The organism is Roseateles sp. GW821-FHT09H11 (assembly GCF_059415845.1).
On the sequence record NZ_JBWKOA010000009.1, the window covers coordinates 155,441 to 180,567 of the forward strand.

Consider the following 25,127-nt stretch of genomic DNA (forward strand, 5'->3'; position numbering starts at 1 on the left):
TAGAATATTCGTCAACCTGGGAGAACGCGATGATCCACGACCGACTCCGGCGGGCCCGCGTGCTGAAGGGCCTGAGCCTCGACGATCTGGCGCAGGCCGTCGGTGACATCACCAAGCAGGCGCTGAGCAAGTTCGAGCGCGGCGATGCCGTGCCGAACTCGACTCGCCTGCTTCAATTCTCAAAGGCCCTGGGCGTACGCCCGGAGTACTTCTTCCGTGCCGAGGCGGTCAAGCTCGCCCCGCTCGAATTCCGCAAACTGGCCCGCATGCCGAAGTACCGGCAACGCCAGGTGGAAGAGCAGATGCGGGACCACCTTGAGCGCTACCTCGCGCTGGAACGCTGCTTCGACGCGGTGGACGTCCGGATCGAGCCGACGACGCCTCAAGCGCTGCCAGTCTCGTCGATCGACGAGGCAGAGGCGGCTGCGGGTCAGTTGCGGAACGACTGGGGCATCGGTCGCGATGCCATCGCCAACCTGACCCAGCTCCTTGAAGAGCGAGGGATCAAGATTGCGTTGATCGACGGACGGGACGATTTCGACGGGGCCTGCGCGGCGACCGACGACGTCAAGCACGTCCTGATCGCGCTCAACACCTCACGTCCTGGCGAGCGCGTGCGCTTCACCGCGGCCCACGAACTCGGTCATTGGGTGATGGCGCTGCCGGGCGACATGCCCGAGCCGGAGAAGGAGCGTTGCTGCCATCGATTTGCAGGGGCGTTCCTCTATCCGGGCGAGCAGGTGCTGATGGACTTCGGCAGCCATCGGCGGTCGCGTGTTCATCCCGGCGAGCTGCTGAACGCGAAGCGGCGATATGGCGTGTCCATGCAGGCGGCTCTTCGACGTCTGAAGGACCTCGGACTGCTGAACGAATCCGGCTACAGGTCTGCCGTCATCCAGTTCGCACAAGCGGGCTGGCGCAGCGCCGAACCTGAGCCGTTGCTGCCGGAGCAGCCACGCCGTTTCGAATCGCTGGTCTTCTGGGGGTTGGCCGAGGGACTCTTCACTGCATCGCGCGCGGCGGAACTCCTGCAGCGGCCTGTGGGTGCGCTTGATCCCGCGCTGGCCTGAATGCAGAGGCATGGATGCGGCGGATCTACGTCAGCGACACCAACATCTGGATTGATTTCCGGAACGCCGGCCTGCTCGATGATCTGTTCCGACTTCCGTTCACGTTCTGCAGCACGGACTTCGTGCTCGATGAACTGCAAGACCTCGCGCACGACGAACTCACACAGCGAGGCTTGGTGGTCGAGACACTCGACAGCGGCGCGATCGCGTCGCTGATGAGCTTGACCGCCGAGCACAACAACAGCTCGTTGGCTGACGTGTCCTGCTACTTCCTCGCCCGGCAACTGGGCCTGCCATTGCTCACCGGGGATGGGCGTCTGCGGCGGCAAGCTCAGAAGGACGGCATGGCCGTGCATGGTGCGCTGTGGTTGCTGGACCAGCTACTGGCAGAGGACATCGTCGAACGGCGACGTCTGGCGGCGGCGCTGGATGCCATGCTGACAGCCGGATCCCGCCTTCCGGCGGACGAATGCCACCGACGACAGAAGGCATGGGGCGGATGATCGCCGCCCGGCGCCGATCGTGGGCACCATCGCGCGTCAATTTCCCTCGTTAACATCCGCCGCTCAACTCCAGGGAGGATGAATGATGAACAAGATGACGAGAGGCTTTGCCATGCTGGCGCTGGCAGCCATGACGCTGCCGATGATGGCGAATGCCGCCCCGGGCCGATTCACCGGCGCCTTCAAGCCGGCCGGTCCCTACGTGTCCGGCGGGAACAACTACTACTTCCGCGTCCAAGGCTTGCCGGACTCGGCCGGTTGCCTTCAGAACTGGGCGTTCGTCAACGAGGCCGATTCCGGCTCGAAGGGCAAGATCGCGACGCTGCTGATGGCGTATTCGCAAGGGCGCAACGTCTCGCTGTATGTCGAGGAAGACGGCGCGGGGTACTGCCGGATCCTGGAGCTCGTGCTGCAGTAAAGCGCGGCTCCGATGGGTGATCGGAAATGAGAAACGCCCGGGGATACCGGGCGTTCGCTTTTGGCGCGACCCTGAATGCATCGTCTTCGAGTCGGATGAGCGATCGGAGGCTTGGGTTCTCGCTCAGTCATATCCGCTTATCGAAGCATCACCTCCTGATGCCCTTTCCCCGCCGGGATCATCGGGAAGCAGTTCTCCACCGGCGCGACGGCGACGTCGAGGAAGTACGGACCGTCGCTCGCCAGGCACTCGGACAGCGCGGCGTCGAGGTTCTCCCGGCGATCGACGCGCAAGGCCTCCCACCCGAAGCCTTTCGCGACCGCGACGAAGTCCGGCATGCACGCGTTGTAGCTGTGGCTGTAGCGCTCGCCATGGTGGAGCTCCTGCCATTGCCGCACCATGCCCATGTGCCCGTTGTTGCAGAGCACGACCTTGACCGCCGCGCGATGCTGGCGCGCCGTCGCCATCTCCTGCAGGTTCATCAGGATCGACGCGTCCCCGCTGACGCAGACGACCAGCCGGTCCGGATGCGCCACCTGCGCCCCGATCGCCGCGGGCAGGCCGTAACCCATCGTGCCTGCGCCGCCCGAAGTCAGCCATCGCCGCGGCTGCTCGAACGCGAGGTGCTGCGCCGCCCACATCTGATGCTGGCCGACATCGGTCGACACGATCGCGTCGCGACCGGCGAGTTGTGCCTGCAGCCGCGTCATCAACGCCTGCGGGGCGATCACGTCCGGCGTGTCCTCGAAGGCCAGCGAACGCTGCGACCGCCAGGCGTCGATGCGCCTCCACCAGTCCACGAGCCGTTCCAGCGGCATCGCGCGTTGCTCCAGCGCGCGCCGCAGCCTTGGCAACAGCACGCGTGCATCGCCGCACAGCGCGAGATCCGCGCGGCGGACCTTGTCGATCGACGCCGGATCGACGTCCAGATGGATCACCCGGGCGTTGGGGGCGAAGCTGTCCAGGCGCCCCGTCACCCGATCGTCGAAACGCGCGCCCGCGCACACGATCAGGTCGGCGTGATGCATCGCCAGGTTGGCCTCCAGCGTGCCGTGCATGCCGAGCATGCCCAACCACTCCGGCGATGACGCAGGCAGCGCGCCGAGCCCCATCAAGGTCAGCGTGCAGGGCGCGCCGCTCAGCGCGACCGAGGCCGCAAACGCCGCGCAGGCCACGTCCCCTGCGTTGATCAGCCCGCCGCCGCCGTAGAACACCGGGCGCTGCGCTGTCGCGATCCAGTCCGCCGCCTGCTCGACCGCGCGCACGTCCACGGCGGGCATCTCCCTGAGCGTCCTGATCGGCAGGCTCGAGGTCTGACGCGCTGGCGCCAGCTGCACGTCCTTGGGCACATCCAGCAGGACGGGCCCCGGCCGCCCGCCCCGCGCGATGTCCACGGCCTGCCGCACGCGCGCCGCCACATCGTCGCCGGGCCGCAACTGCGCGTTCCACTTCGTCACCGGGCGCGAGATGCCCAACGCATCGCACTCCTGGAACGCATCCGTGCCGATCACGGCGCTGCTCACCTGCCCGCTGATGCAGAGCACCGGGATCGAGTCGCACAGTGCGTCCAGCAACCCCGTCGTCGTGTTGCTCATGCCCGGCCCCGAGGTCACCAGCACCACGCCCAGGCGTCCCGTGCTGCGCGCGTAGCCCTCGGCGGCGTGCACGGCCGCCTGCTCGTGACGGACCAGGATGTGCCGCAGCCGCGGCTCGCCATGCAGCGCGTCATACAGCGGCAGCACCGCGCCGCCGGGATAGCCGAAGACGGTGTCGACTCCGCAGGCGACCAGCGTGTCGAGGAGCGTCTGCGCGCCGTTGCGCGTCGTGGCTTCAGGGGCGCCCATCACGGCGCCGTCGATCAATGCATTCATGCGGGTCAGTATCCCGGGGCCCTCCCGGGAAGCGTTGCCGTTCTTGCCTTCTAGAATCGCCATCGCAGCAAACTTTCCTTCAAAATCGACATGGATCAGGAAATCAAGCTCGACAAGTTCGATCGCGCCATCCTGCGGGCCTTGCAGCGCAATGCGCGGGCCAGCCTCCAGGAAGTCAGCGACGAGGTGGGCCTGACGACGTCCCCGTGCTGGACGCGCATCAAGCGGCTCGAGGAGTCGGGCGTGATCGAGGGCTACACCGTCAAGGTCAACGCCGAGAAGATCGGCCGCCCCGAGCAGCTCATCGTCCAGTTGACGCTGAACAAGCACACCGACGCGGCGATGGCGGAGTTCGCGCGGCACCTCGAAGCGATCCCCGAGGTGATCGACGCCTATCTCGTGTCCGGGGACTACGACTACGTGCTGCGCCTGTCCGTCCGAGACACGCGTGACTACGAGCGGCTGCTGCGCGAGAAGCTCTACAAGATCCCCGGCGTGCGGCACAGCAAGTCGAGCTTCGTGCTGCGTTGCCTGAAGGCGAGCTCGCTGCCGCTTTGATGATGGCTGCGGCGCGAGACATCGTCACCTCGGCACCGGCGGTGTCGGTGGCACCGGCGATTCCGGCACCTTCAGCATCCGCAGCATGTAGGCGCGCGACGCCGCCACGTGGCGGCGCACCGCCTCGTTGGCGATGGCGGGATCGGCGTGCATCAGCGCCTGCAGCATCGCGCGTCCCTGCGCGGCCAGGATCTCGAGTTCCGGCGCCCACAGCGCCACCCGCGCGCGCCGGAATGCCTCCAGCAAACGCCCGCGGGACGCCTGCATGCCCAGGGCCTGGTCGTTGCCACCCAGGCGACCCAGGTGATCCTGCAAGGCCTCGTCCGCCGCCAGCAGCTCCCGCACGCGGCCGGCGCGCGTGGCGTCCTCCAACGGCCCCCGCAGCGCGTTCACGCCGGACAGCGTCTGCGCCGAGCCCGCTCCCATCGTCCGGCAGGCCCGCGCCAGCAGCATGGACTGCAACGCCTCGCGGACATCGAAATACTCGTCGATGAAACGCGCGTCGACCGCCCGCACCACCGCGCCCTTGTTCATCCGCATGTCCACCATGCCGTCGCCCTGCAGCTGCAGCAGTGCCTCCCGCACCGGGACATTGCTGACGCTGTAGTGCGCGCTCAGCTCATGCAGCGTCAGGTGCTGCCCCAGCCGCCAGCAGCCGTCCTCGATGTCGCTGCGGATCTGGTCGCGCAGCCGCAGATAGGTCGGCGTATTGATCGGGTGTGTGGAACGAACCATCGCGGCACTCCGTCCGGTGAACTGTGGTGAATCACGGATCACTCTACGGAGAGATGAACGCCCTTTGCCACGCCGAATCGACCCTGAATCGGCGTTCTTGCTGAAGCGCAATGAATGCGCATTCGGACGCCGGATCGACTGCCCCATCGACGCATTTGTCGCGCCGCACCCTACCGGAATCAGTGGAATCGATCCCGCATCGAAGGAAGTCGCTGTGTTGTTTCCGCATCGGTGACCACCAAGCGCTACAGTCGCGACCGGGAGGTCTGCGACTTAGAGGCGAATGCCCGATGTCAAACACCCGAATGGAGCCCGTTGAATGGCCAAGTCCTTGAAGCAAGTCCTGTCCCAGATCGAGAAGCTGAAGAAGGAAGCCGAGTCGCTGCGCGCGAAGGAGATCTCCGGCGTCGTCGAGCGCATCCGTGAGGCCATCGATCATTACGGACTCACGGCCGAAGAGCTGTTCGGCACGGCCGCGACGAAGTCGTCGGGCCGGGGCAGAGCGGCCAAGGCAGGCAAGGTCGCGAAAGCCGCCGCGGGTCCGCGCAAGGCCAAGGCCTCGCGCAGCGCGGGCGCCCCGAAGTACCACGACGGCGCCGGTCGCACCTGGACCGGCGTGGGCAAGCGCCCGAACTGGTTCAAGGACGCGCTGGCCGCCGGGAAGACGGCCGAGGACCTGCTGATCAGCTGAGTGCCACCGCGCGCGGCGTGGCACTGTCGGCCAGGAAGTCCTTCATTGCCAGGAGGACTCCGTCGCGCGCGTTCGCACACGCCATGGAATCCATGATGGGCTCCGACGCCAGCAGGGCGCGCTCCGCCGCAGGCAGGTTCCGCGCATGACGCTCGAAGACCCTTCTCTGCCCTTTCGTCAACTCGGAAAGCGCCTCGAGGGTCGCCATCGACGCGACCTTTCCGGCCAGTTCGTGGATCTCCCGGGGCTCGAAGCGCTTCGCCGCACGGGCGGCCACGACATAGGCGTCGACGCATTGTTCGAAGCGCGCTCCTCTCAAACGATCTGCCAGCGTCTGCGCTGAAACGCCTGCACCGAAGGACGCCTTCGATGCGCCTGTCAATTTCTTGAAGCGCGCCGGATTAGACGTCACGAACTCCTGGACCATTTCCTTGACGACGGACTCCATGGCCTTGCGCGCCTGGTCCAGCGTCAACCTGTCCTTGGCCGGGACGGCCGAGGCTTTCGACGGGGCATGGATCGCCGCCGCCGGTTCTGCGGCGGCCGTCCGGACTCGCAGCGGTACCGGCGGTAGCGGCCGTGGCGGCGGTAGCGGTCGCAACCCGCCCGCACACGGCTTGGGCGGTGCTCGATGCGCATCGATGCCCGGTGATGCGAGCTTGAGCGCCTTCGTCTGGATGGCGTCGATCGTGGTGTAGAGCACGTCGGCGTCGGCCTTCTTCTTGAGGCGCCGGCCGCCCAGGGGATGCTTCTGAAACTCGATCTGGATGTAGTTCAGTTCCTTCGCGCCGGCGCGATATGGCACCACCGAATCGACGTCGTGAGGCGCAGCCCCCACGTCCGCGGGACCGGATGTCGACGACGCATCGTCGTGGATGGGATCAGTCGTGGGCGACTGAAAGGTGCGGAGAGGAAGGTGGAGGGGCATGGCCTGACGGATGGAGTGGAAAGACATCGGCCCGGCACGCGTTGCGCGGCCGGGACCATCCATCAGTCACTCATGCAAACCCACGTGGTTCGGCGGAAAAACCGCCTCACCACACCCGGCAGCGCTCCGCGTCCGGCTTCACCATCTTCTGCCCCGGTTTGCAGCGGAAGGCCTGTTCGAACTCGGGCATGTTCACGGCGACGCCGTTGATCCGGTAGCGCCCTGGTGAATGCGGGTCAGTCAACGCATGCACCCGCGCATATTCAGGTCGGGCGTGGCTGCAGTCCCATTGCGCGAACCCGACGAAGAAGCGCTGCTCCGGCGTCAGGCCGTCGCGGTCCGCCGGCTTCGGCGACATGTCGGCGATCTGCGCCTTCCACGCCGCGTGCGCCAGCACCAGGCCGCCCAGGTCGGCCAGGTCCTCGCCCAGCGTCAGCTTGCTGTTGATGCGGATGTCGTCGACGACCACGTACTGCGCGTACTGCTTCGTCACGCAGGCCGCGCGTTGCTCGAAGGCCTGGCCGTCCTTCTTCGTCCACCAGTCGCGCAGGTTGCCCTTGGCGTCGAACTGCCGGCCTTCGTCGTCGAAGCCGTGGATCAGCTCATGGCCGATCGTGCCGCCGGTGTTGCCGTAGTTCGGCGCATCGTCCAGCTTCGGATCGAACAGCGGCGGCTGCAGCACGCCAGCAGGGAAATTGATGTCGTTCATCTGCGCGTCGTAGTACGCGTTGACCGTCTGCGGCGTCATGCCCCATTCGCCACGGTCCAGCGGCTTGCCGATCTTGGCGAGCTGACGCTTGAGCTCGAAGTCGTTGCCGCGCATCACGTTGCCGGCGAAGTCGTCGCGCGCCACCGTCAGGGCGCCGTAGTCGCGCCAGCGATCCGGGTAACCGACCTTGTTGACGATCGCGTGGAGCTTCTCCTGCGCGCGCTGCTTCGTCGTCTCGCTCATCCAGCTCAGCGACCGGATGCGCGCGGCCATCGCGTCCTCGATCTGCTTGGTCATCGTCAGCGTCTTGTCCTTCAGGTCGGGGCTGAAGTTGCGCGCGACGAATTCCTGGCCCAGCGCCTCGCCGAGCTGCGCATCGACCAGCTCGACGCAGCGCTTCCAGCGGGCCTTCAGCTGCGGCACGCCTTGCAGCGTCTGGCCGAAGAACTCGAAGTTCGCCTGGACAGCCGCGCCCGACAGCGTCGGCGCCTGGCTGCTGACCAGCTGCCAACGCAGGTAGTTGCGGAGTTGCGCAAGGTCGCGCTGGCGCAGTTCCTTCGACAGCGCCTTGAAGAACGCGGGCTCGGTGACGTTGTAGGTCGCCTGCGGGTCCAGGCCCAGCCCGCGCTGGTAAGCGGCCCAGTCGAAGCCCGGCGTCAATGCCTGCAGGCCGGCGGCCTTCATCGGATGGAAGCCCTTGTAGGGGTCGCGCTTGTCGACCCGGCTCAGCGAAGCCCGCGCCAATGCGGTCTCCAGGGCCATCACCTGCCGGGCCTGCGTGCGTGCGGCCTCGGGCGTGTCGCCGAGCAGCTCGAAGCTGCGTGCCACGTGAGCGATGAACTGGTCGCGCAACGCGCGCGACTTGTCGTCGGCCTTGAAGTAGTACTCGCGGTCGGGGAGGCTCAGGCCTCCGGCGTAAGCGAACGCGATCACGCGCGTCGAGTCGGCCATGTCCTGGCCCGACGTGAAGTGGAAGAGCACGCGCTCGTTGTTGGTCGCGAGGTGCAGCGCGGCCAGCAGCGCAGGCAGCTCGCGCCGGTCCTTGAGCGCATCGATGCGCGACAGCAGCGGGCGCAGCGGCGTCAGCGCGTGGCGGTCGGCGGCGGACTCGTCCATGCAGGCGGCGAAGTAGTCGCCCATGCGGGTCTGATTCGCCGTGCGCTGCGGGTCGGCCGCCGAGAGCTTGTCCAGGATGCTCCAGAGGTAGCGCTGGTTCTCGTTGGCCATCTTGGCGTAGACCGACCAGCGCGCCTGGTCCGGCGGGATCGGATTGGCGGCCATCCAGCCGCCGCAGGCGTACTGGTAGAGGTCTTCGCAAGGATCGGCGCTGCGGTCCATGGCCGCGGTGTCGAGACTCGGCGTGTAGGGCAACTGGTCGAGCGGCCCTTCCGGCGCCGCGGTGACGCCTGCGCTGGCCGCTGCGGCCGGCGTCGCGTTCTGCGCGAGCGCGTCGGCGGCGGCGCCAAAGGAAACGGCCGCGATAAGCGCGGCCGCGGCGGTGCGGGCGAGGAGGGGAGAGGTCATGCTCGACAGCGGAGAGTGTGTGCTGCCGGCATTCTCCGCCAGCGGCCTCCCGCTGCAGGGTGCCGGACGACACCTCGGGTTGACCCGTCTTGGCGCGGTGCCGGGACGGCGCCTCAGACCTTCGGGGTCACCTGCTCATAGTCGAGGCCCTGCTCCTCGCGAAGACCCAGCGCTGCGGGATCAGGCAGGGCCGTGGGATCAGCAGGCGCCGTGGCACCCGCCGGCTCCGTCCGCTTCGGGAGCGCCGCGCGACGGTCGTGCTCCGCGCGCACCAGGGCCATGGTCGGCCACAGCCGGTCTGCCATGACCCTGCGGTAGTCGACGCCATTCCCACGCATGTCGGACATGCGGCTGACGACGGCGCAATAGTTATCTGTGGTCACCCGTTTCATCCACTTGTCGAGCTGCCCATCGCTCAGCCCCTTGACGACGTGGGACATGCGTGCCGCGAGAATCAACGCTCTGGCGGAGGGCTTGTCCAGCGAGAAGTCGACGAATGCGCGATCGACGTCTCCCTCGATCTGCTCAAGGAGGGCTCGATGTTCGTGCTTGAGCGGCTCGCTGCAGAATTCCTTGATCGCCTTGCCCGCACCGTAGGAATCACTCGACCTGAAAGGCTTGAGCGGACCGGCGTCATTCCTGCGCGTCAGCACCTCGACTTCCCGTCGCATGAACGCGTCCAAGGCGCGACCTCTGTCTGTGCTGGCGTCGCCCCACTCCTTGAATGCCTGCGATTCCTTGAAGGCCTTCTCGGCGAAGTGTTGCGCTGTCGCCTTCTTCTGAGCGCGGATGACGGCATCGTTCGGATGTTCGGCGCGCACAGCCGGTAGCGCACCTTCCTCTTCCGGCGTGGGTGCCGAAGCCGACGCCGACGCCGACGCCGACGCCGGCTCCAGCTCGGGGGGTTGCAGTGTCGTCTGTGAAGAGTGAACTTTCATTTTTGCGGCCGCGTTTCCAGGGTGAGAGCGCGCAGACCGAGGACCACGCGCAGGCATCAGTGGAAAAGCAGCAGCAGCGAGCAGGGTTTTTTTCAGCTCGCCCTGACGTCACTCCTGCCGGGGGACGCGAACCAGCGGCACGGAGCGCCCTGCGCCCCGCGCCGCACCCGCTTACTGCGCGCTGAAGGTGTTGAGCGCCTTCGGGAACTTGAACAGCCACAGGTGCGTCAGACGGTCGACCTCGTTGCCGCGCGTGACGCGCGACAGGACCGCGCCGGCCGCGCAGGTGCCGTCCTGGGCGATCACGCCGTTGACATCGACCGTGCACTCGGTCGGATCGCCGGCGACCGGCTTGCCCTTGGCATCCGCCAGCACCGTCTTCAGACCGAAGTCGTTGTCGTTGATCAGCGCCAGCGTGTTGCCGTCGACGATCGCCAGGCCCTCTGCCTTCTCGGCCTTCCAGCCGGCGGCGTTCAGGTCGAGCAGCACCGTCTTCTTCAGCTTCACGACGTTGGCCCAGCTCACGGCCGAGGTCGTCACGCCGTCGATGCTGTTCTTCTCGAGCTCGATGCCGATCGCGGCGATGTCGGTCGCCGTGGCCGGCACCTCGACGAGCATCAGGAAGTTGCGCACCGCGCCGTTCGCATCGGCGCCCTGCTCCACCACGATGAACTTGCCGTTGCCCAGCGACACCAGGTCGCCCAGCTTGGCGCTGCCCGTGCGGTTGCGATCCCACTTCTCGCCCTTGGCGGCGAGCGGGTAGCTCAGCGGGTAGGCATACAGCTTCGAGGTCTCGGTCTTCGGGTCGAACTCGATCCAGCGCGCGAACTGCGCGAAGTCGCGGACCTTCACCTTGTCGGTGTTCTTGCCGTCCTGGTCCAGGTCGGCGCTGTCGACGACCTCGATGCTCTTGCCGGCGTTGTCCACGGGATCGATCGGGCTCTGCAGGAAGCCGTGCAGCTTGCCGCCGGCGACATCCATCGCCAGGCCTTCCATGCCGCGGTTCGCGCGACGATTCCTCAGCACGTCGGGCAAGCTGCCGGCGGTGGTGCCGGGCGCATAACGCTTGATGATCTTGAAGGTCGCGGCGTCGATCTTGACGATGAACGGGCCGTATTCGTCGGAGGTCCAGAACACCTTGTTGGCGTCGTCGTAGACCAGGGTCTCGCTGTCGAGGCCGTTGGCGTCGAAGGCGCCCTTGGTGCCGTCGTACTTCAGCGTGTCGGACAGCGGCACCTCGGCGCTGCTGCCGACCGCGCCGAAGGGCAGCGGACGGCCGGTGACGGCGGAGCCGTCGGCATTCTTCAGCGGATTCAGCGCGGAGATGACCGCCCCGTCCTTGCCCAGCGTGATCACGCCGATCGACGGCGAGAAGCTCGGCGCGGGGAACATCTTCGTCGTGACGATGGCGCCGTTGTCGGGGCGCGGCGCGTTGGGGCTGTCGCCGTTGGGGCCGCGATCGGTGATGCCCCAGAACTCGAGCGCGCCCGCGGCGTTCTTGCCCTTGTAGACCAGACCCGATCCGACCGCCGGGTAGAAGCCCTTGGGGAAGTCCTTCTTCGCGTCGGCGTTGCTGCCCTCGTAGGGCACGTACTGGTTGTCGGCCGCCTTGATCTGGAACTTGGTGATCGCGACGGCGCCGCCGGCCGTGGCCTGCGTGACGGTGCTCGTCTCGGCCTTGCCCAGCAGCGTGGCGAGCGTGGACTCGTAATGCTCGACGGCGGCGGCGCGGCGGTTGGCATTCATCGTGCGGGCAGCATACGCCTGGCCGTAGACGTCGTTCTGGCCGGCCGGCAGCAGCGCGGTGAAGGCCTTGTCGAAGTCGGTCGCAGCGGCCGCGAAGTCCAGCGTCTTGCCCGCGAAGGCGTCATGCACCGCCGCCGGGATCTTGATGCCGTTGGTGGGATCGTCGTCCTCGTCCAGGGCCTGCAGGAACACGAGGCGGTTGGCGAGCTTGTCGTCCGTCAAGGTCGCGGAGCCGGCGAGGTCGCCCACGGAGATCGTCTCGCCGCATTTCGCGCTGCCCACCGCGACGCCGCCGACGGTGAAGCTCACCGTGTCGCCGGTCTTGCAGGTGAAGGCGCCATTCGCGGCCGTCTTGCCGCTCGTGCCGCTCGGTGCCAGCGCATAGCTGACGCCCTCCACCGGCGCGTCCACGAGGCGCGACTGGATCGTCGGCACGACCGGTTCATCGTCGCCGCTGCCGCAGGCACTGAGCGCCGCGGCCGCGATCAAGGTGATCAGCGGGAGTTGCGGGCGACGGATACGGGTGGCCCGAGGGGCGGCGAGGGTGGAGGCGGATCGTGCGGTCGTCTTCGTCATGTCGTTCTTTCGTGGATCGCGGAGGCCCGCCGTGGCGGGACAGGGCGGCACGCTAGGCAGCGCTGATGACAGCGCCGTTAAGCGGCTTCACGAATCGACACGAATACGACAAGAAGGCGGGAATTCCCGAGGGAATCCCGGCCCGGACCGGGCGACCGCCATGCAGAAAGCCCCGGCGCCGCGTCATCAGACGCGGTCCGGGGCTCCGGTCAACGGACGGCAGAGGAGGGAATCAACCGTTGACCTTGATCAACCGTTCACCTTGATGCGGTTGTTGACGGACTGGACGCCCTTGGCGGCCAATGCCATCGAGCCCGCGCGGTCCCGCGCGGCCAGGTCCGGCGCGGTGCCGTCCAACGTCACGTGGCCCTTTTCAGTCTCGACCTTGACGTCGAGCGCGCTCAGCTTCGGATCACCGGCCAGCGAGGCCTTGATGGACGTCGTGATCTGGGCGTCGTCGATGGCGGCGCCCGCCTTGTCGGCGGCGCGTTCCATCTTGGCGCCGGCCTTGTCCATGGCCTGCTCGGTGTCCTGCTTGGCGGCTTCGGACTTCTGTTCCATCTTGGCGATGCCATCGTCCAGGCGCTGGCCGGCGGTGCGGCCATCATCCTCGCGACCGCAGGCGGTCAGGGCGACGGCGGCCACCACGGCAGGCAGCAGCAGGGACAGGGCGGTCGGGCGGTAAGAGTGTTTCATGGCGAGGCTCCTTTCGCGGTGCGAATCGCTGATATCGCGGCGCATCGCGGATGAGGCGGAAGGTCCGCAAACAGTCCGCGGGTGGCCGCGGATCCATGACTTCACTCTAGACATCCCCCCATCGGCACGGGGTCGGCTGCCGCCGGAAGCGCCGGTCGCCCGGCGTCCCGGCGCGCCGTAGGAGCGCGCCTACAGGCCGCCGCCGGCCGGCGGCAGGCCGCCCTCACCTGCGGGCGTCGGCGCCTGCGCCGGCGATGGCGCCGCCCCCGGCGACGCACCCGGCGACGCACCCGGCATGGCGCCGGGCATGGCGCTGGACATGGCAGTCAGGCCGGGAATCGGGAAATCGATCCGCGGGATGTCCGGCTCGTCCTGCTTGAGCGGCAGCCAGGCACAGACCTCCGTGCCCTGCCCCGGCGCACTGCGCAGCCGCAACTGGCCGCGCTCGGCCTCGACGCGGAAGCGCATGCCCAGCAGCCCGTGCGAGCCGAGCGCCAGGCGGCCCGGGTCGAAGCCCTGGCCGTTGTCGGTGACGATGACCATCGCCTGCGCGTATTCGCGCTTGAGCGCCACGGTCACCGCGGTCGCATGGGCGTACTTGGCGGTATTGGTCAGCGCCTCCTGCACCAGCCGGAAGGCGGTCAGCTGCGCGCTCGGGACCAGATCCACCGCGGGATCGAGTTCCACCGCGATCGGCACGCCCAGCCGCTCGGACATCTCGCGGCACAGGATCTCCAGCGCCGGCACCAGGCCCAGCTGATCGAGCGTCGACGGACGCAGGTCCTCGATGATCCGGCGCTTGAGCGCGATGCCGCTGTTGAGCGTCTCGGTCAGGTGGGTGAGCCGCTGCATCAGGTCCGGCGCGCCGGCCTGCAGCTTGGGCCGCAGCCGCGCGACGTCGAGCTTGGCCGCCGTCAGCAGGGCGCCCAGCTCATCGTGCAGGTCGCGGGCGAGACGGGCGCGCTCGTCCTCGCGCGCGGTCTGCAGGTGCCGGGCGAGCTGCGTCAGCTCGGCGGTGCGGCGGGACACCTCGACCTCCAACCGGTCGCGCTCCGCGCGCACCTCCTGGGCCTGCTCGGCGCGCTGGACGTCAAGCGCCCGGCTCTTGCGCACGAACAGCACGAACACGATCAGGCTCAGCAGCGTCATGCCGGCCACGCCGATGCGGCTGAGCATCAGCGTGTCGTAGACCTGACCGGTGCCCAGCGCGATGCGGCGGTTCTCGTCGGTCAGCAGTTCCGCCGAACGGCGCCGGATCTGCTCCATCTGGTCGCGGCCGATGTCGGTCATCATCAGCTCGCGGCCGGCCGATTCGCGTCCGCTCTCGTAGAGCTTGAGCACTTCCTGCAGCTCGCTGAGCTTGGCGCTGACCGCGCCGGCGATCTCCTTGCTGCGGTGCTCGGCATCCTCGGCGCCGACCTGCGCGTACATGCGCTGCAGGGAGTTCAGGCCCTGCGACGCGTCCTCCGCGGCGAATCGGTAAGGGTCCAGGTATTCCGGGCGGCGGGTGATCAGGTATCCCCGTTGCCCTGACTCCGCGTCGGTCACGCGGGCCATCAGCCGGAGCAGTTCCATCCGGGCCCGGCCCAGCGTGTCCAGACGGTCCATCTGCGAGACGGCGCCGAAGTAGGCCAGCTCGCTGATCAGGATCATCAGCAGGGCCACGAACACGCCGAGCGGCATCGCCCACGTCTTGCGACCCAGGTTCGTGACGGTGTCCTTCAGGCTCATCCTCTACACTCCCTGAGCGATTTCGCTCACTTGACCATCGCCACCATGATCCGAATCGCCATCGTCGACGACCACGCGATTGTCCGCGCCGGGCTGCGGCAATTCCTCTCCGAACAGGTCGACCTGCGCGTCACCGGCGAAGCCGGCTCGGGCCGCGAGGCGTTGGACCTCGTGCGCGCCGGCGAGCTCGACGTGATGCTGATGGACCTCTCGCTGCCCGACCAGAGCGGCGTCGAGACCCTCGCCGCCATCAAGGCCCGCAAGCCGGAACTGCCGGTGCTGATCCTCAGCGGCTTCCCGGAGACGCACTACGCGACCACGCTGCTGCGCCAGGGCGCCAGCGGCTACCTCAACAAGGAATGCGACCCCGAGGAGATCGCCACGGCGATCCGGACGGTCTTCCGCGGCCGCAAGTACATCACGCCGGCCGTGGCGGAGCTGCTGGCCGACGGCCTCGGCGCGCCGGCCGACCAGGCCGCCCACGACACGCTGTCCGAGCGCGAGCTGCAGGTCTTCCTGCGCCTGGCGCGCGGAGAGACCGTGGGCCACATCGCCGACGGCATGTCGCTGAGCGTGAAGACGGTGTCGACCTACCGCTCGCGCGTGCTGGAGAAGCTCTCGCTCAGCACCAACAGCGAGCTGACGTATTACGCCCTCAAGAACGGGCTGATCGAGTAGCCGCATCGCCGGCGTCCCGGTTGGCCGCGTCGACCAGGCCGCCGCAGTAGGCCAGCAGGTCTTCCAGCTCGGCCGATTTGTCGAAGACCTTGTCGGCGCCCAGCGCGAAGCAGCGCTGGCGCATGTCCGGCGTGGCGTAGTTGCTGAGCACGACGCGACGCGCTCCGGGCATGCGCTCGCCGGCGGCGCGCAGCACGTTCAGTCCGGTCCCCTGCGCGAGGAAGATGTCGATGATCAGCAGGTCGCAGCCGGGATGGTCTTCCGACAGCCAGTTCAGCGCGCCGTTCTCGTCGACCGCATGGCCGAGGACGCGCAGGTCCACCATCTCCTCGAGCGTCGCCACCAGGTTCTCCCGGATGACGGCGTTGTCCTCGACGAGGAAGCAGGTGAGGGCGGCGCTGGCGGGCTGGACATCCATGGCGGGCTCGTGAACTGCTCGAAACCACAAGCGGGTAAGCGCGAACGGACGGGTTGCAGGGGCAGACCGTCCGTTCGCGCGGTGCGCCCGGGGCGGGTGGTCAAGCCGCCGTCGGACACACGTTCAGGGGAATCGCGTCAGCGCATCAGTTGCGGATCGCGATCTCGTTCTTGACGCGCTTCACGCCCTTGACTTCACGCGCCAGGCGTTCCGCGTCGGACTTCTCCGTGGCGTTCTTGGCGAAGCCGGTCAGCATCACCTCGCCTTGCAGCGTCTCCACGTGGATGGAGCTGGCGTCCACCGACTTGGCCTCGACGAACTTGGACTTCACCGCGGTGGTGACGGCCGCGTCGTCGACATATTCGCCGACGGAGGATTGACCGCGCGTCACGGCGCAGCCGGGCAGCAGGGTCAGGGCGCCCACAGCGGTGGCCAGGGCGAGAACGGTGGCTCGAATCATCATGTTGATCTCCTTCGATTGATGAAAAGGCTCGGACTCACGCGGCGTGGCGGTCTGACGACACGACAGCAGGGGCCGGCTCGGCGAACGTCGCGGGGGCGTGGTCCAGCAGATAAGGAAGCGCCGCTTCCAGACCCAGCACCGGTTCGTGGTCGCTGACCGCGGTCCATTGGACCTGGCAGGCGAATTCATGAACGTGCAAGGCGAGGGAATGGTGGTCGGCGATGCCCATCTGTCAGCTCCTTGTGCACCCCGTGGTGCGCTGGGATTGACTCTACGTATCCCGAACAGTCCGCCCTGTCGTCCGCGTCCGCGATGTCTTGTAGGACAAGCGGAAACGGCGTTGCCGACGGGCCGAATGCGGCGTTGTCCTACAGGGCGTCGCGCGGGGGCCTCACAGGCGTCGCGAGCCTCTCTCCCTAGGATGTGGGCATCGAACAAAGACCCGAGACGAGAACAAGATGAACACCTTCTCCGCCGCCGTTGGAAGCGCTCCCCGGGCTCCGGCCCCGATCCATCCCGACTTCCGCCCCTCCCATTGCGTGAACGCCGAGCTACTGCTCTCCACGCCGCTGACGGTGGTGGTGCGCGCGCAGCTGTCCTACATCGACGCGAACGGTCAGGCCGATGATCAGGAGATCGCGCTGGTCATCCCGCGCAGCCGCTGCGAAGGCGACCGTCCTTACTGGCCCGCCCTGCTGTCCGCGGCGACCGAGCACTGGCAACGTTGCCCGGGCTGCGCCCGTCGGCTGTCGGCCCGCGTCGACGGCGACTGGCAGACCTTGCTGACCGCGCAGACGACGCATTGAGCACGCATTGAGCGCGTGTCGAGCACCTGTCGAGCACGCTGAGCACGCACTGAGCCATCGCCTCAACCTCCTCTAAGTCAGGGCGCGGATAATCTGTCGCTGGCCGATCACGGCCTGACGACGATGATCCGACGCCCTTTTTCCTTTCCCCCCGCATCGCTGCGCCCGTTCGCGATGGCCGCCTTGGCCGCGACCTTGATGACGGGCTGCGGCACCTTCGGGACAAGCGCCGAGCGCAAGAACTCCGTCTACCAGAACGAGCGTTTCGCGTCGGACGAGACCTTCTCGCGCCTGTTCGATTCGAGCGTGCAGGACACCTGCGAAGCGGCGCGGCGCGCGCTGCTGAGCCAGGGCTACGTGATCAACGCGGCGCTGCCGGATTCGATCTCGGGCACCAAGCGCTTCCAGCCCGAGGGCGAGGTGCACGTGGAGATCAGCTTCACCGTGGTGTGCGTGCCGGAAGGCGGTAGCGGGAAGCTGGCGACGGCCTACGTCTCGGCCCTGCAGGACCGCTACAACGTCAAGCGCAGCGCGAATTCCACCAGCCTGGGCGTGAGCGCGATCGGCTCGATCTCGGTGCCGCTGTCGTCGTCGACGGAGTCGCTCGTGAAGGTCGCCTCCGAAACCATTCCGGCCGGGCAGTTCTACGACCGGTTCTTCGCGTTGATGCAGCGCTTGATCACGCAGCAGGGGAACGAAGACGCGAGCGATCTGGACAAGACGGGCGGGTGAGGCCTCTCAAAAACGAAAGAGGGCGCCTCGATGAGCGCCCTTTGACGAACCACAGGTGACAACCCACCTCCGGGTGGCCCGTCTCCCCCAGATTACTGTGGCGTCGATGCCTGCGGTTTGCCCGCCGTCCGGGTCTTCTCGATGACCAGGCCGCGGCGCTCCAGCAGCGGCTGGATCTGCGGCTCGTGGCCGACGACGCCGCGGAACAGCGTCAGCGCGTCCTGGCTGCCGCCCTGCGACAGCAGCTTCGCGCGGAACGCGTCGCCCAGCTCGCGCTTCAGGCCGCCGTTGGCCTTGAACCACTGCACCGTGTTGGCGTCGAGCACCTCCGACCAGACATAGGCGTAGTAACCCGCCGCGTACCCGCCCATGATGTGGCTGAAGTAGGGCGTGCGGTAACGCGGCGGCACCGCGTCGTAGTCATAGCCTTCCTCGCGCAGCGCCTTGGCCTCGAAAGCCATCACGCCGTCGGCGTCGGGCACCTGGTCCAGCGGCAGCTGGTGCCAGCGCTGGTCCAGGCTCGCCGCGCTCAGGTACTCCGTCGTCGCGAAGCCCTGGTTGAACTGCTTGGCCGCCAGCACCTTGTCCAGCAACGCGCGCGGCATCGGCTCGCCCGTCTTGTAGTGCTTCGCGTAGTTGGCCAGCACGCTCGGCCAGTCCGCCCACATCTCGTTGACCTGCGACGGGTACTCGACGAAGTCGCGCGGCACCTTGGTGCCGGCCATGCTCGGGTACTTCACGTTCGAGAACATGCCATGCAGCGCATGCCCGAACTCATGGAACATCGTCGTCACCTCGTCCCACGTCAGCAGCGTCGGCTTGCCGTCCGCCGGCTTCGGGATGTTGAGGTGATTCGCCACCACCGGCTTCTGGTTCATCAGCCCGCTCTGGTCGACGTACGCGTTCATCCACGCGCCACCGCGCTTGGACGGCCGCGCGTACATGTCGGCGATGAAGATCGACAGCTGCGACCCGTCCGCATTGAACACGTCGTAGACCAGCACGTCCGGGTGGTAGACCGGCAGGTCGTGGCGCTGCTTGAACTTCAGGCCGTACAGCTGCCCCGCCGCGTAGAACACGCCGTTCTCCAGCACGTGCTTCATCTCGAAGTAGGGCTTGAGCTGCGCCTCGTCGAAGCCGTACTTCTCGGCCCGCAGCTTCTCGCTGTAGAAGCTCCAGTCCCACGCCGCCAACTGGAAGGACGGTTGCTTCTTCGCCTTCTGCTCGCGGTCGATGATGGCCTGCAGATCCGCGCCCTCGCGGCGCGCGGCGCCGACCGCCGCCGGCGCCAGCTGGCGCAGCATGCCGTTGACGGCCTGCTGATTCCGGGCGGTCTCGTCCTTCAGCACGAAGTCCGCATGCGTCGCGAAGCCGAGCAGCTTCGCGCGCTCGGCACGGAGCGAAACGACGCGCGACACCAGCGCGGTGTTGTCGTAGGCGTTGCCGCGCGAGCCGCGCACCACCGAGGCCTCGTAGATCCGCTGGCGCAGCGCGCGGTTCTCCAGCTGCGCCAGCACCGGCTGGCCGGTCGTGTTCAGCAGCGCGATCAGGTACTTGCCGTCCAGGCCGCGTTCCTTCGCGGCGGATGCGGCGGCGGAGATCTGCTCATCGCTCAGGCCCTTCAGCTCGTCGAGGCTGTCGACGATCACGGCCGAGTCGTTCACCTCCGCCAGCACGTTCTGGTTGAAGCGCGCGCCCAGCTGGGCCATCTCGGCGTTGATGGCCTTCATGCGGGCCTTGCCGTCCTCGTCCAGCTTCGCGCCGGCGCGCAGGAACTGGTTGTACTGGCGCTCGATCAGCCGCTGCTCCTGCGCGCCCAGGCCGAGCGACACGCGGCGCTGGTACAGCGACTCGATGCGCGCGAACAGCGTCGGGTTCAGCTGGATCGCGTCGCGGTGCGCGGCCAGCTTCGTCGCGTAGTCGGCCTGCAGCTTCAGACGCGCGGGATTGGCGTCGGCGCCGGTCAGGCTCATCAGCAGCGTGGTGGCTCTCCCCAGCGTGCGACCGCCGCGCTCCAGCGCAACGATGGTGTTGTCGAAGGTCGGCGCCGCGGGGTTGTCGGCGATCGCGGCGACCTCGGCCAGTTGCTCGGCCATGCCCTGGTCGATCGCGGGACCGATGTCGGCGTCGCGGATCCTGTCGAAGGGCGGGTATTGCAGCGGCAGCGTGCTCGGCGCGAGCAGCGGGTTCGCGACGCTGGCCGCGCTGGCCGCGGTCGTGTCCGTGGCCGGCTTGCCGGCGGAGGCGTTGGTGGACACGGCGGCCGCGGCGGGCGCGGCCGTCTGGGCCATCACGGGAGCGGCGAGGGCCACGGTGGCGGCCAGGACGAAGGGAATCCTCATGGGAGACGGCCCGTCTTGTGGGCGGGCATTCGTGTTGTGCGAGTCCGTCACCTTAGCCGAAGCGCCTCTCGAAGCCGAACGCCATGGGCGCCGTCCGCCCCGTGGAGAACCCGCCCCGGGACAACCCTGAGAGCCTCGCGTTCCGGGTCCGTCGGCCGCCCGCGACGGGTCCGCCCGATTAGCATCACCGTTCATGTCCGAACGCACTTTCCACTGGGCCGTGATCGGCCCCGGCTCGATCGCGCAGCGCTTCGCCGAAGCCGTCGCGCAACTCGACGGCTGCCGTCTCCACGCAGTCTGCGGCCGCGACGCGCATCGCGCGCAGCAGTTCGCCGAGCGCTGGTCGACGGCGGGCGAGCCCGCCGTGCTCGCCCACACCGATCCCGCCGCGGTGATGAACGACCCGGTCGTCGATGGCGTCTACGTCGCGACACCGCACGGTCAGCACTACGAGTACGTCCTGGCAGCGCTCCAGGCCGGCAAGGCCGTGCTGTGCGAGAAGTCGCTGGTGCCGAACCGGGAGATGGGCCGGCGCCTGGTCGAGGCCTCGCGCACGCACCGCGTCTTCCTGATGGAGGCGGTGTGGACGCGCTTCCTGCCGCTGTACCAGGACCTGGCGGCCTGGCTGCGCGAAGGCCGGCTCGGCGCGCTGCGCGGCATGCAGTCGAGCTTCTGCTTCCCCGCGCCCTACGACCCCGACAGCCGCATCTTCAGCCCCGCGCTGGCGGGCGGCGCGCTGCTCGACATCGGCATCTACAACCTGACCGCCACGCGATGGGTGCTGCAGCACGCGCTCGGCGAAGTCCCGCCCCTGGTGGATCTGGCCGTGAAGGCCCGGCTGGCGCCGACCGGCGTCGACGCCGGACTGGCGGTGACGCTCGACTTCGGCGACGGACTGACGTCGCAGTTCCAGTGCGCCATCGACACCTTCGCGCCGAACACGATGCACATCCTCGGCGGGGCGGGCGCGATCGTGCTGCCGGAGACCTTCTGGGAGGCGACGCGTGCCCAGTGGCTGCCGGCGCGCGGCACGCCCGAGACGATCGAGCGCCGCTTCGAGATCAACGGCTTCGAGTACGAGATCCGCGAAGCGATGCGCTGCGCGCGTGCCGGCGAGATCGAGAGTCCGGTGGTGCCGCATGCGGAGACACTCGCGGTGCTGGGCTGGATGGATCGCATCCGGGCGCTCGCCGGCGTGAGGTCTCCGTTCGACGACGCGTTCCCGACAAGCGCTTGAAGAGAGCCACGATGGAGACACGACCCGCGTCCTTTGACGACTCGATCCCGGTCCCGCTGCCGGACACGCCGACGCTCAGGATCGAGCGCGCCGCGCCGGACGACCTGCCGCGCATCGAGAACCTCATGCAGTTCTACAACTACGACCTCAGCGAGTGGACGCCGGTGGCGTTCGCGCACGAGGGCCGTTATCAACTGCGACCCAAGGCCCCGTACTGGGCGCAGGCCGACGTGCATCCGTTCCTGATCTGGGTGGGCGATGAACTCGCGGGCTTCGCCGTCGTCGACGGCGAATGCGAGCAGCCGGACTCGGACCACAACATGGGTTACTTCTTCCTCGCGCGCGGCTACCGCGGCCACGGCCTGGCGGCGCGTGCCGCGGGCGAGGTGCTGGCCCGCTTCCCTGGCCGCTGGGAGGTCTACCACCTGATGGCCAACACGCCGGCCGCGCAGTTCTGGCCGGGCGTCATCCGCGGCCAGGCCGTCGGCGAGATCACCCGCGAGGTCCGCACGCTCCATGAGGACGAGTGCTGCCTCTACCGCTTCACCGTGGTGCTGCCGCCCGGCGCCTGAGCGCGCCGAGCGAGCCGGACGGCGCCACCGCGTCCTTGTCTCAACCGCCGAAAGGATCCGCCATGCAGCTCATCGGCATGCTCGACTCTCCCTACGTCCGCCGCGCCGCGATCGCGATGCAGCTGCTCGGCCTGCACTTCGAGCACCAGTCGCTCTCGGTGTTCCGCACCTTCGACGAGTTCAGCCGCATCAACCCCGTCGTCAAGGCGCCGACCCTGGTCTGCGACGACGGCACGGTGCTGATGGACTCCACGCTGATCCTGCAGTACGCGCAGGCCCTGTCTCCCGGCCGCGCCCTGCTGCCGCCCAGCGATCCGGCGCTCAAGCGTGCGCTGCGGCTGACGGGCCTCGCCCTCGCGGCCACCGACAAGAGCGTGCAGGCGGTCTACGAGCAGCAGCTGCGTCCCGACGACAAGCAGCACGCGCCTTGGCTGGAGCGCGTCGGCGGCCAGCTGCGCGCGGCCTTGATCGAGCTGGATGCCGAGATGGCGAAGGCGCCGCTGTCCGCCGCCCGCGATGGCATCGGCCTGGCGGGCGTGACGATCGGCGTGATGTGGGAGTTCGTCCGGCAGATGACGCCGGAGCTGCTGCCGCCGGCGGACCGGCTGCAGACGCTGATCGCGTATGCGAGCGCGGTGGAGCAGTTGCCGGAGTTCCGGGCCGCGCCTCACGGCGACGGCATCGTCCAGCCCTGCGGGGGCTGAACGCCCGACGACTTCAGCGCGGCGCCGCGGCCAGCGGCACGCCGGTGCGAGGCAGGCGCTTGATCAGGTGATTCAGCACCAGCGCGATCACGAGCAGCACCGTCAGCCCGAAGGCCCAGGCCACCCAAACCACCGGGACCAGCCAGCCGATCGCCGTGCCCGCCATCGGCGCGCCGGTGCCGGCCATTGCCATCAACCACTGCACGGCGCCTTGCACGGCCTCGAGCAGGCCGGTGTCGAGGAAGGGCTCGACCCAGGCCGGGAACTTGAACTCGACCGCGCCCTTGCCGAGCTCGGCCGCGCGGCCGGTGGAGAGGGCCTCCACCGTCCAGCGCACCAGTCCCGCCGTGGCCCAGGCCAGTCCGCTCCAGAGCAGCGCGAACAGCCCGGTCACGGACCACAGGAAGGTCTTCATCGCGTGTCCTGCCCGGTCCGCATCAGTCGTCGCTGGAGCCGGCGAAGCCGAAGATGCTCAGCAGGCTGGTGAACAGGTTGAACAGCGACACGAACAGGCTGACGGTGGCCATCACGTAGTTCCGCTCGCCGCCGTTCACGATCATGCTGGTGTGGAACAGGATCATGCCCGCCGACAGCAGCGCCACCACGCCCGAGACCACCACCGACAGCAGCGGCAGCTGGAAGAACAGGTTGGCCAGCGACGCCAGGATCGCGATGATCATGCCGGCGAACAGGAAGCCGCCCATGAAGCTGAAGTCCTTCTTGGTCGCCAGCACGTAGGCCGACAGCACCAGGAAGGTCGCGCCGGTGGTGCCCATCGCCATGGCGATGATGCTGGCGCCGCCCGCCATCTTCAGGATCGCGCCCAGCAAGGGGCCCAGCGTGTAGCCCATGAAGCCGGTCAGCGCGAACACCAGCGGCACCGACGCCGCGCTGTTCTGCGTCTTGTGGATCGCGAACAGCAGGCCGAAATAGCCGATCAGCGTCAGGATCATGCCCGGCGCGGGCAGCCGGTACGCGACCGCGGCGGCCGCCACCGCGGCGCTGAACAGCAGCGTCAGCGACAGCAGCGCGTAGGTGTTGCGCAGCACGCGCGCCACGTCGGCGCGCTGGGTGAAGACCGAATCGCCGCCGTTGGCGGTGGCGGGCGTCCAGCTCGAGGGGGACGCCGGTTGTCGTTGGAAGTCGCTCATGAGAAGTTCTCCTGGAGCCGTGGAAGCCGTGTAGACCGTTGAACGGGAAGCGCGCTCGCGCGCGCATGAGGACTCGACCTTAACGCCATCATCACATCGAATAAACCTGCTTATTGCTCATTTTGCTGAAGCAATTTCCGTTTCGAGTTCATTCAGGGGGATCGGGGTGCCGCGACGCTCCAGCAGCTTGGCCACCAGGGGGTGGTTCTGACCGCGGCGCGAGTAGATCGCGTGGACGTCCTCGACCACTTCGGTCTGGCCCAGCAGGTGCAGGCCGGCCATCAGCGAGAGGTCGTCGGCGCCCAGGCGGCTGACCGGGAACACGCCCAGGCCGCGGGCGGCGAAGACGCTCATCAGCGCGCTGTCCTCGAACTCGCCGACGATCTGCGGACGGATGTGGTGCTGCTCGAACCAGCGCTCCAGGCCCGAGCGCAGGGACGCGTGACGGGTCGGCAGCAGGACCGGCAGCGTCTCCAGCACGTACGGGAAGCCCTTGTTCGGCGCACGACGGGCGCGCTCGATCAACTCCGACGGGCCGTACCAGTCGACGGTCGTGCTCGCCAGCAGTTGGCTGGTGATGCGCAGCGTCGGATTGACCGGGGCGGGCTGGTCGGTGAGCACCAGATCCAGGTGGTGCAGCGCGAGTTCGCCGATCAGTTGGTCGACCTCGCCTTCATGGCAGACGAGGCGCAGTTGCGGGGTGTCCAGCACCGGCGCGAGCAGGGCGTGCGCGGCCAGCTTCGACAACCCGTCCGACAGGCCCACCGACAGCCGTTGCACGCGCTGCGTGGCCGCTTCGTGGACCTCGTTCGGCACCATCTGGCCGATCTGGAAGATCTCCTCCGCTCTCGCGAAGGCGGCCTGGCCGGCTTCGGTCAGCACCAGGCCGCGACCTTCGGGCTTGAGCAGCTGGTGGCCCAGCGAGCGCTCCAGCTCCCGCACCTGCGCGCTGATCGTCTGCACCGCCATGCCCAGGCGGTCGGCCGCCCGGGCGAAGCCGCCCTCCTTGGCGACGACCCAGAAGTAGTGGAGGTGACGGTAGTTGAGGGTGGACATGGCAGGGCCTCCGAGAAAGACGAAGCTGGATGATAACGAACTTCGCTTAAACGGAAGTTAAGACGAGCAAAGCGAAGGTTTTTCCGACAGCGCGTCGGTCCGGTCAGGTGGAGTCCATGCCCCTGGCGGTTGAGTTCAGCGCGCGGTTGACGCGCATATCTTCACGCATTCTTCACGCCACACTTCGTTTCTTGTGCGGACTGCGGTTCGGAAAAGCAGAACGCGCCGGCGGCCTCCCGGCCCCGGCGCGTTCCCCTGGGTCACGGACGCTGTC

At 68.0% G+C, this 25,127-nt stretch carries 26 protein-coding genes; 11 read left to right on the top strand and 15 right to left on the bottom strand.

The features are described 5' to 3' along the window. Positions 1 to 29 precede the first annotated feature (29 nt). The 3 genes from AC07PR_RS26630 to AC07PR_RS26640 all read left to right on the top strand — a co-directional run bounded on the left by AC07PR_RS26630 (position 30) and on the right by AC07PR_RS26640 (position 1,991). Complete coding sequence (locus AC07PR_RS26630; protein ID WP_495137078.1) at positions 30 to 1,070, top strand: helix-turn-helix domain-containing protein; 1,041 nt, start codon at positions 30 to 32, stop codon at positions 1,068 to 1,070. 14 nt (positions 1,071 to 1,084) lie between these two features. After that, positions 1,085 to 1,573 carry a PIN domain-containing protein gene (locus AC07PR_RS26635; RefSeq protein ID WP_495137079.1) on the top strand — a complete coding sequence of 163 codons (489 nt, stop codon included), beginning with the start codon at positions 1,085 to 1,087 and terminating at the stop codon, positions 1,571 to 1,573. Positions 1,574 to 1,658: 85 nt separating this feature from the next. Further along, a complete protein-coding gene (locus AC07PR_RS26640; protein ID WP_495137080.1) occupies positions 1,659 to 1,991 on the top strand; it encodes a hypothetical protein in 333 nt (110 codons plus the stop codon). A gap of 137 nt (positions 1,992 to 2,128) precedes the next feature. Here the strand turns inward: AC07PR_RS26640 and ilvB are convergent, their stop codons facing one another. Beyond that, entirely contained in the window at positions 2,129 to 3,862 is a 1,734-nt protein-coding gene (gene ilvB, locus AC07PR_RS26645; protein WP_495137081.1) for a biosynthetic-type acetolactate synthase large subunit, read from the bottom strand. 90 nt (positions 3,863 to 3,952) lie between these two features. Between ilvB and AC07PR_RS26650 the strand changes: the two genes are divergently transcribed. Further along, a complete protein-coding gene (locus AC07PR_RS26650; RefSeq protein ID WP_483108280.1) occupies positions 3,953 to 4,420 on the top strand; it encodes an Lrp/AsnC family transcriptional regulator in 468 nt (155 codons plus the stop codon). A 24-nt stretch (positions 4,421 to 4,444) separates the two neighbouring features. Here the strand turns inward: AC07PR_RS26650 and AC07PR_RS26655 are convergent, their stop codons facing one another. After that, complete coding sequence (locus AC07PR_RS26655) at positions 4,445 to 5,155, bottom strand: GntR family transcriptional regulator (protein WP_495137082.1); 711 nt, start codon at positions 5,153 to 5,155, stop codon at positions 4,445 to 4,447. 319 nt (positions 5,156 to 5,474) lie between these two features. Here AC07PR_RS26655 and AC07PR_RS26660 point away from each other — a divergent pair, with 319 nt between their 5' ends. After that, positions 5,475 to 5,846: an H-NS histone family protein gene (locus AC07PR_RS26660; RefSeq protein ID WP_377158978.1), complete on the top strand. Its 372-nt coding sequence runs from the start codon at positions 5,475 to 5,477 to the stop codon at positions 5,844 to 5,846. Here the strand turns inward: AC07PR_RS26660 and AC07PR_RS26665 are convergent. The 6 genes from AC07PR_RS26665 to AC07PR_RS26690 all read right to left on the bottom strand — a co-directional run bounded on the left by AC07PR_RS26665 (position 5,839) and on the right by AC07PR_RS26690 (position 14,694). Continuing rightward, positions 5,839 to 6,837: a hypothetical protein gene (locus AC07PR_RS26665; protein ID WP_495137083.1), complete on the bottom strand. Its 999-nt coding sequence runs from the start codon at positions 6,835 to 6,837 to the stop codon at positions 5,839 to 5,841. The genes AC07PR_RS26660 and AC07PR_RS26665 overlap by 8 nt on opposite strands. A 43-nt stretch (positions 6,838 to 6,880) precedes the next feature. After that, entirely contained in the window at positions 6,881 to 9,007 is a 2,127-nt protein-coding gene (locus AC07PR_RS26670) for a M13 family metallopeptidase (protein ID WP_495137084.1), read from the bottom strand. Positions 9,008 to 9,120: 113 nt separating this feature from the next. After that, positions 9,121 to 9,945, bottom strand: coding sequence for a hypothetical protein (locus AC07PR_RS26675; protein ID WP_495137085.1), 825 nt, complete (start codon positions 9,943 to 9,945; stop codon positions 9,121 to 9,123). Positions 9,946 to 10,116: 171 nt separating this feature from the next. Next, a complete protein-coding gene (locus tag AC07PR_RS26680; protein ID WP_495137086.1) occupies positions 10,117 to 12,267 on the bottom strand; it encodes an esterase-like activity of phytase family protein in 2,151 nt (716 codons plus the stop codon). A 249-nt stretch (positions 12,268 to 12,516) separates the two neighbouring features. After that, positions 12,517 to 12,963, bottom strand: coding sequence for a BON domain-containing protein (locus tag AC07PR_RS26685; RefSeq protein ID WP_377158963.1), 447 nt, complete (start codon positions 12,961 to 12,963; stop codon positions 12,517 to 12,519). Between the two features lie 189 nt (positions 12,964 to 13,152). Further along, on the bottom strand, positions 13,153 to 14,694 hold the full coding sequence (locus tag AC07PR_RS26690) for a CHASE3 domain-containing protein (protein WP_495137087.1): 1,542 nt from the start codon (positions 14,692 to 14,694) through the stop codon (positions 13,153 to 13,155). Between the two features lie 45 nt (positions 14,695 to 14,739). On the opposite strand from AC07PR_RS26690, the gene AC07PR_RS26695 reads away from it, so the two are divergent. Continuing rightward, positions 14,740 to 15,372, top strand: coding sequence for a response regulator (locus AC07PR_RS26695; RefSeq protein WP_377158957.1), 633 nt, complete (start codon positions 14,740 to 14,742; stop codon positions 15,370 to 15,372). On the opposite strand, the gene AC07PR_RS26700 is transcribed toward AC07PR_RS26695, so the two are convergent. From AC07PR_RS26700 to AC07PR_RS26710, 3 genes are all read right to left on the bottom strand, one after another. After that, positions 15,350 to 15,790 carry a response regulator transcription factor gene (locus AC07PR_RS26700; RefSeq protein ID WP_377158955.1) on the bottom strand — a complete coding sequence of 147 codons (441 nt, stop codon included), beginning with the start codon at positions 15,788 to 15,790 and terminating at the stop codon, positions 15,350 to 15,352. The two genes, AC07PR_RS26695 and AC07PR_RS26700, sit on opposite strands and share 23 nt — an antisense overlap. A 145-nt stretch (positions 15,791 to 15,935) precedes the next feature. Beyond that, the gene (locus AC07PR_RS26705; protein ID WP_297524751.1) at positions 15,936 to 16,250 is read right to left on the bottom strand and encodes a BON domain-containing protein; all 315 of its coding nucleotides are present in this window, start codon (positions 16,248 to 16,250) and stop codon (positions 15,936 to 15,938) included. Positions 16,251 to 16,287: 37 nt separating this feature from the next. Further along, positions 16,288 to 16,482 (bottom strand): hypothetical protein, encoded by a 195-nt coding sequence (locus AC07PR_RS26710; protein ID WP_377158952.1) that lies wholly within the window; start codon positions 16,480 to 16,482, stop codon positions 16,288 to 16,290. A 229-nt stretch (positions 16,483 to 16,711) separates the two neighbouring features. Between AC07PR_RS26710 and AC07PR_RS26715 the strand changes: the two genes are divergently transcribed. Together AC07PR_RS26715 and AC07PR_RS26720 are read left to right on the top strand one after the other, a co-directional pair. Then, positions 16,712 to 17,059: a hypothetical protein gene (locus AC07PR_RS26715; RefSeq protein WP_377158949.1), complete on the top strand. Its 348-nt coding sequence runs from the start codon at positions 16,712 to 16,714 to the stop codon at positions 17,057 to 17,059. A gap of 174 nt (positions 17,060 to 17,233) precedes the next feature. Then, complete coding sequence (locus AC07PR_RS26720) at positions 17,234 to 17,791, top strand: DUF2242 domain-containing protein (protein WP_431100871.1); 558 nt, start codon at positions 17,234 to 17,236, stop codon at positions 17,789 to 17,791. Between the two features lie 92 nt (positions 17,792 to 17,883). Here AC07PR_RS26720 and AC07PR_RS26725 read toward each other — a convergent pair whose 3' ends face one another. Next, positions 17,884 to 20,133 carry a M3 family metallopeptidase gene (locus AC07PR_RS26725; protein ID WP_495137088.1) on the bottom strand — a complete coding sequence of 750 codons (2,250 nt, stop codon included), beginning with the start codon at positions 20,131 to 20,133 and terminating at the stop codon, positions 17,884 to 17,886. A gap of 193 nt (positions 20,134 to 20,326) precedes the next feature. Between AC07PR_RS26725 and AC07PR_RS26730 the strand changes: the two genes are divergently transcribed. From AC07PR_RS26730 to AC07PR_RS26740, 3 genes are all read left to right on the top strand, one after another. Beyond that, entirely contained in the window at positions 20,327 to 21,370 is a 1,044-nt protein-coding gene (locus tag AC07PR_RS26730) for a Gfo/Idh/MocA family protein (RefSeq protein WP_495137089.1), read from the top strand. 11 nt (positions 21,371 to 21,381) lie between these two features. Further along, positions 21,382 to 21,942: a GNAT family N-acetyltransferase gene (locus AC07PR_RS26735; RefSeq protein WP_377158937.1), complete on the top strand. Its 561-nt coding sequence runs from the start codon at positions 21,382 to 21,384 to the stop codon at positions 21,940 to 21,942. A 62-nt stretch (positions 21,943 to 22,004) separates the two neighbouring features. Continuing rightward, positions 22,005 to 22,646 carry a glutathione S-transferase family protein gene (locus AC07PR_RS26740; protein WP_495137090.1) on the top strand — a complete coding sequence of 214 codons (642 nt, stop codon included), beginning with the start codon at positions 22,005 to 22,007 and terminating at the stop codon, positions 22,644 to 22,646. A 13-nt stretch (positions 22,647 to 22,659) separates the two neighbouring features. On the opposite strand, the gene AC07PR_RS26745 is transcribed toward AC07PR_RS26740, so the two are convergent. The 3 genes from AC07PR_RS26745 to AC07PR_RS26755 all read right to left on the bottom strand — a co-directional run bounded on the left by AC07PR_RS26745 (position 22,660) and on the right by AC07PR_RS26755 (position 24,853). Then, positions 22,660 to 23,061 carry a hypothetical protein gene (locus AC07PR_RS26745; RefSeq protein ID WP_377158932.1) on the bottom strand — a complete coding sequence of 134 codons (402 nt, stop codon included), beginning with the start codon at positions 23,059 to 23,061 and terminating at the stop codon, positions 22,660 to 22,662. A 22-nt stretch (positions 23,062 to 23,083) separates the two neighbouring features. Continuing rightward, complete coding sequence (locus AC07PR_RS26750; protein WP_495137091.1) at positions 23,084 to 23,797, bottom strand: Bax inhibitor-1/YccA family protein; 714 nt, start codon at positions 23,795 to 23,797, stop codon at positions 23,084 to 23,086. A 117-nt stretch (positions 23,798 to 23,914) separates the two neighbouring features. Next, complete coding sequence (locus tag AC07PR_RS26755; protein WP_431100878.1) at positions 23,915 to 24,853, bottom strand: LysR family transcriptional regulator; 939 nt, start codon at positions 24,851 to 24,853, stop codon at positions 23,915 to 23,917. Between the last annotated feature and the right edge of the window lie 274 nt (positions 24,854 to 25,127).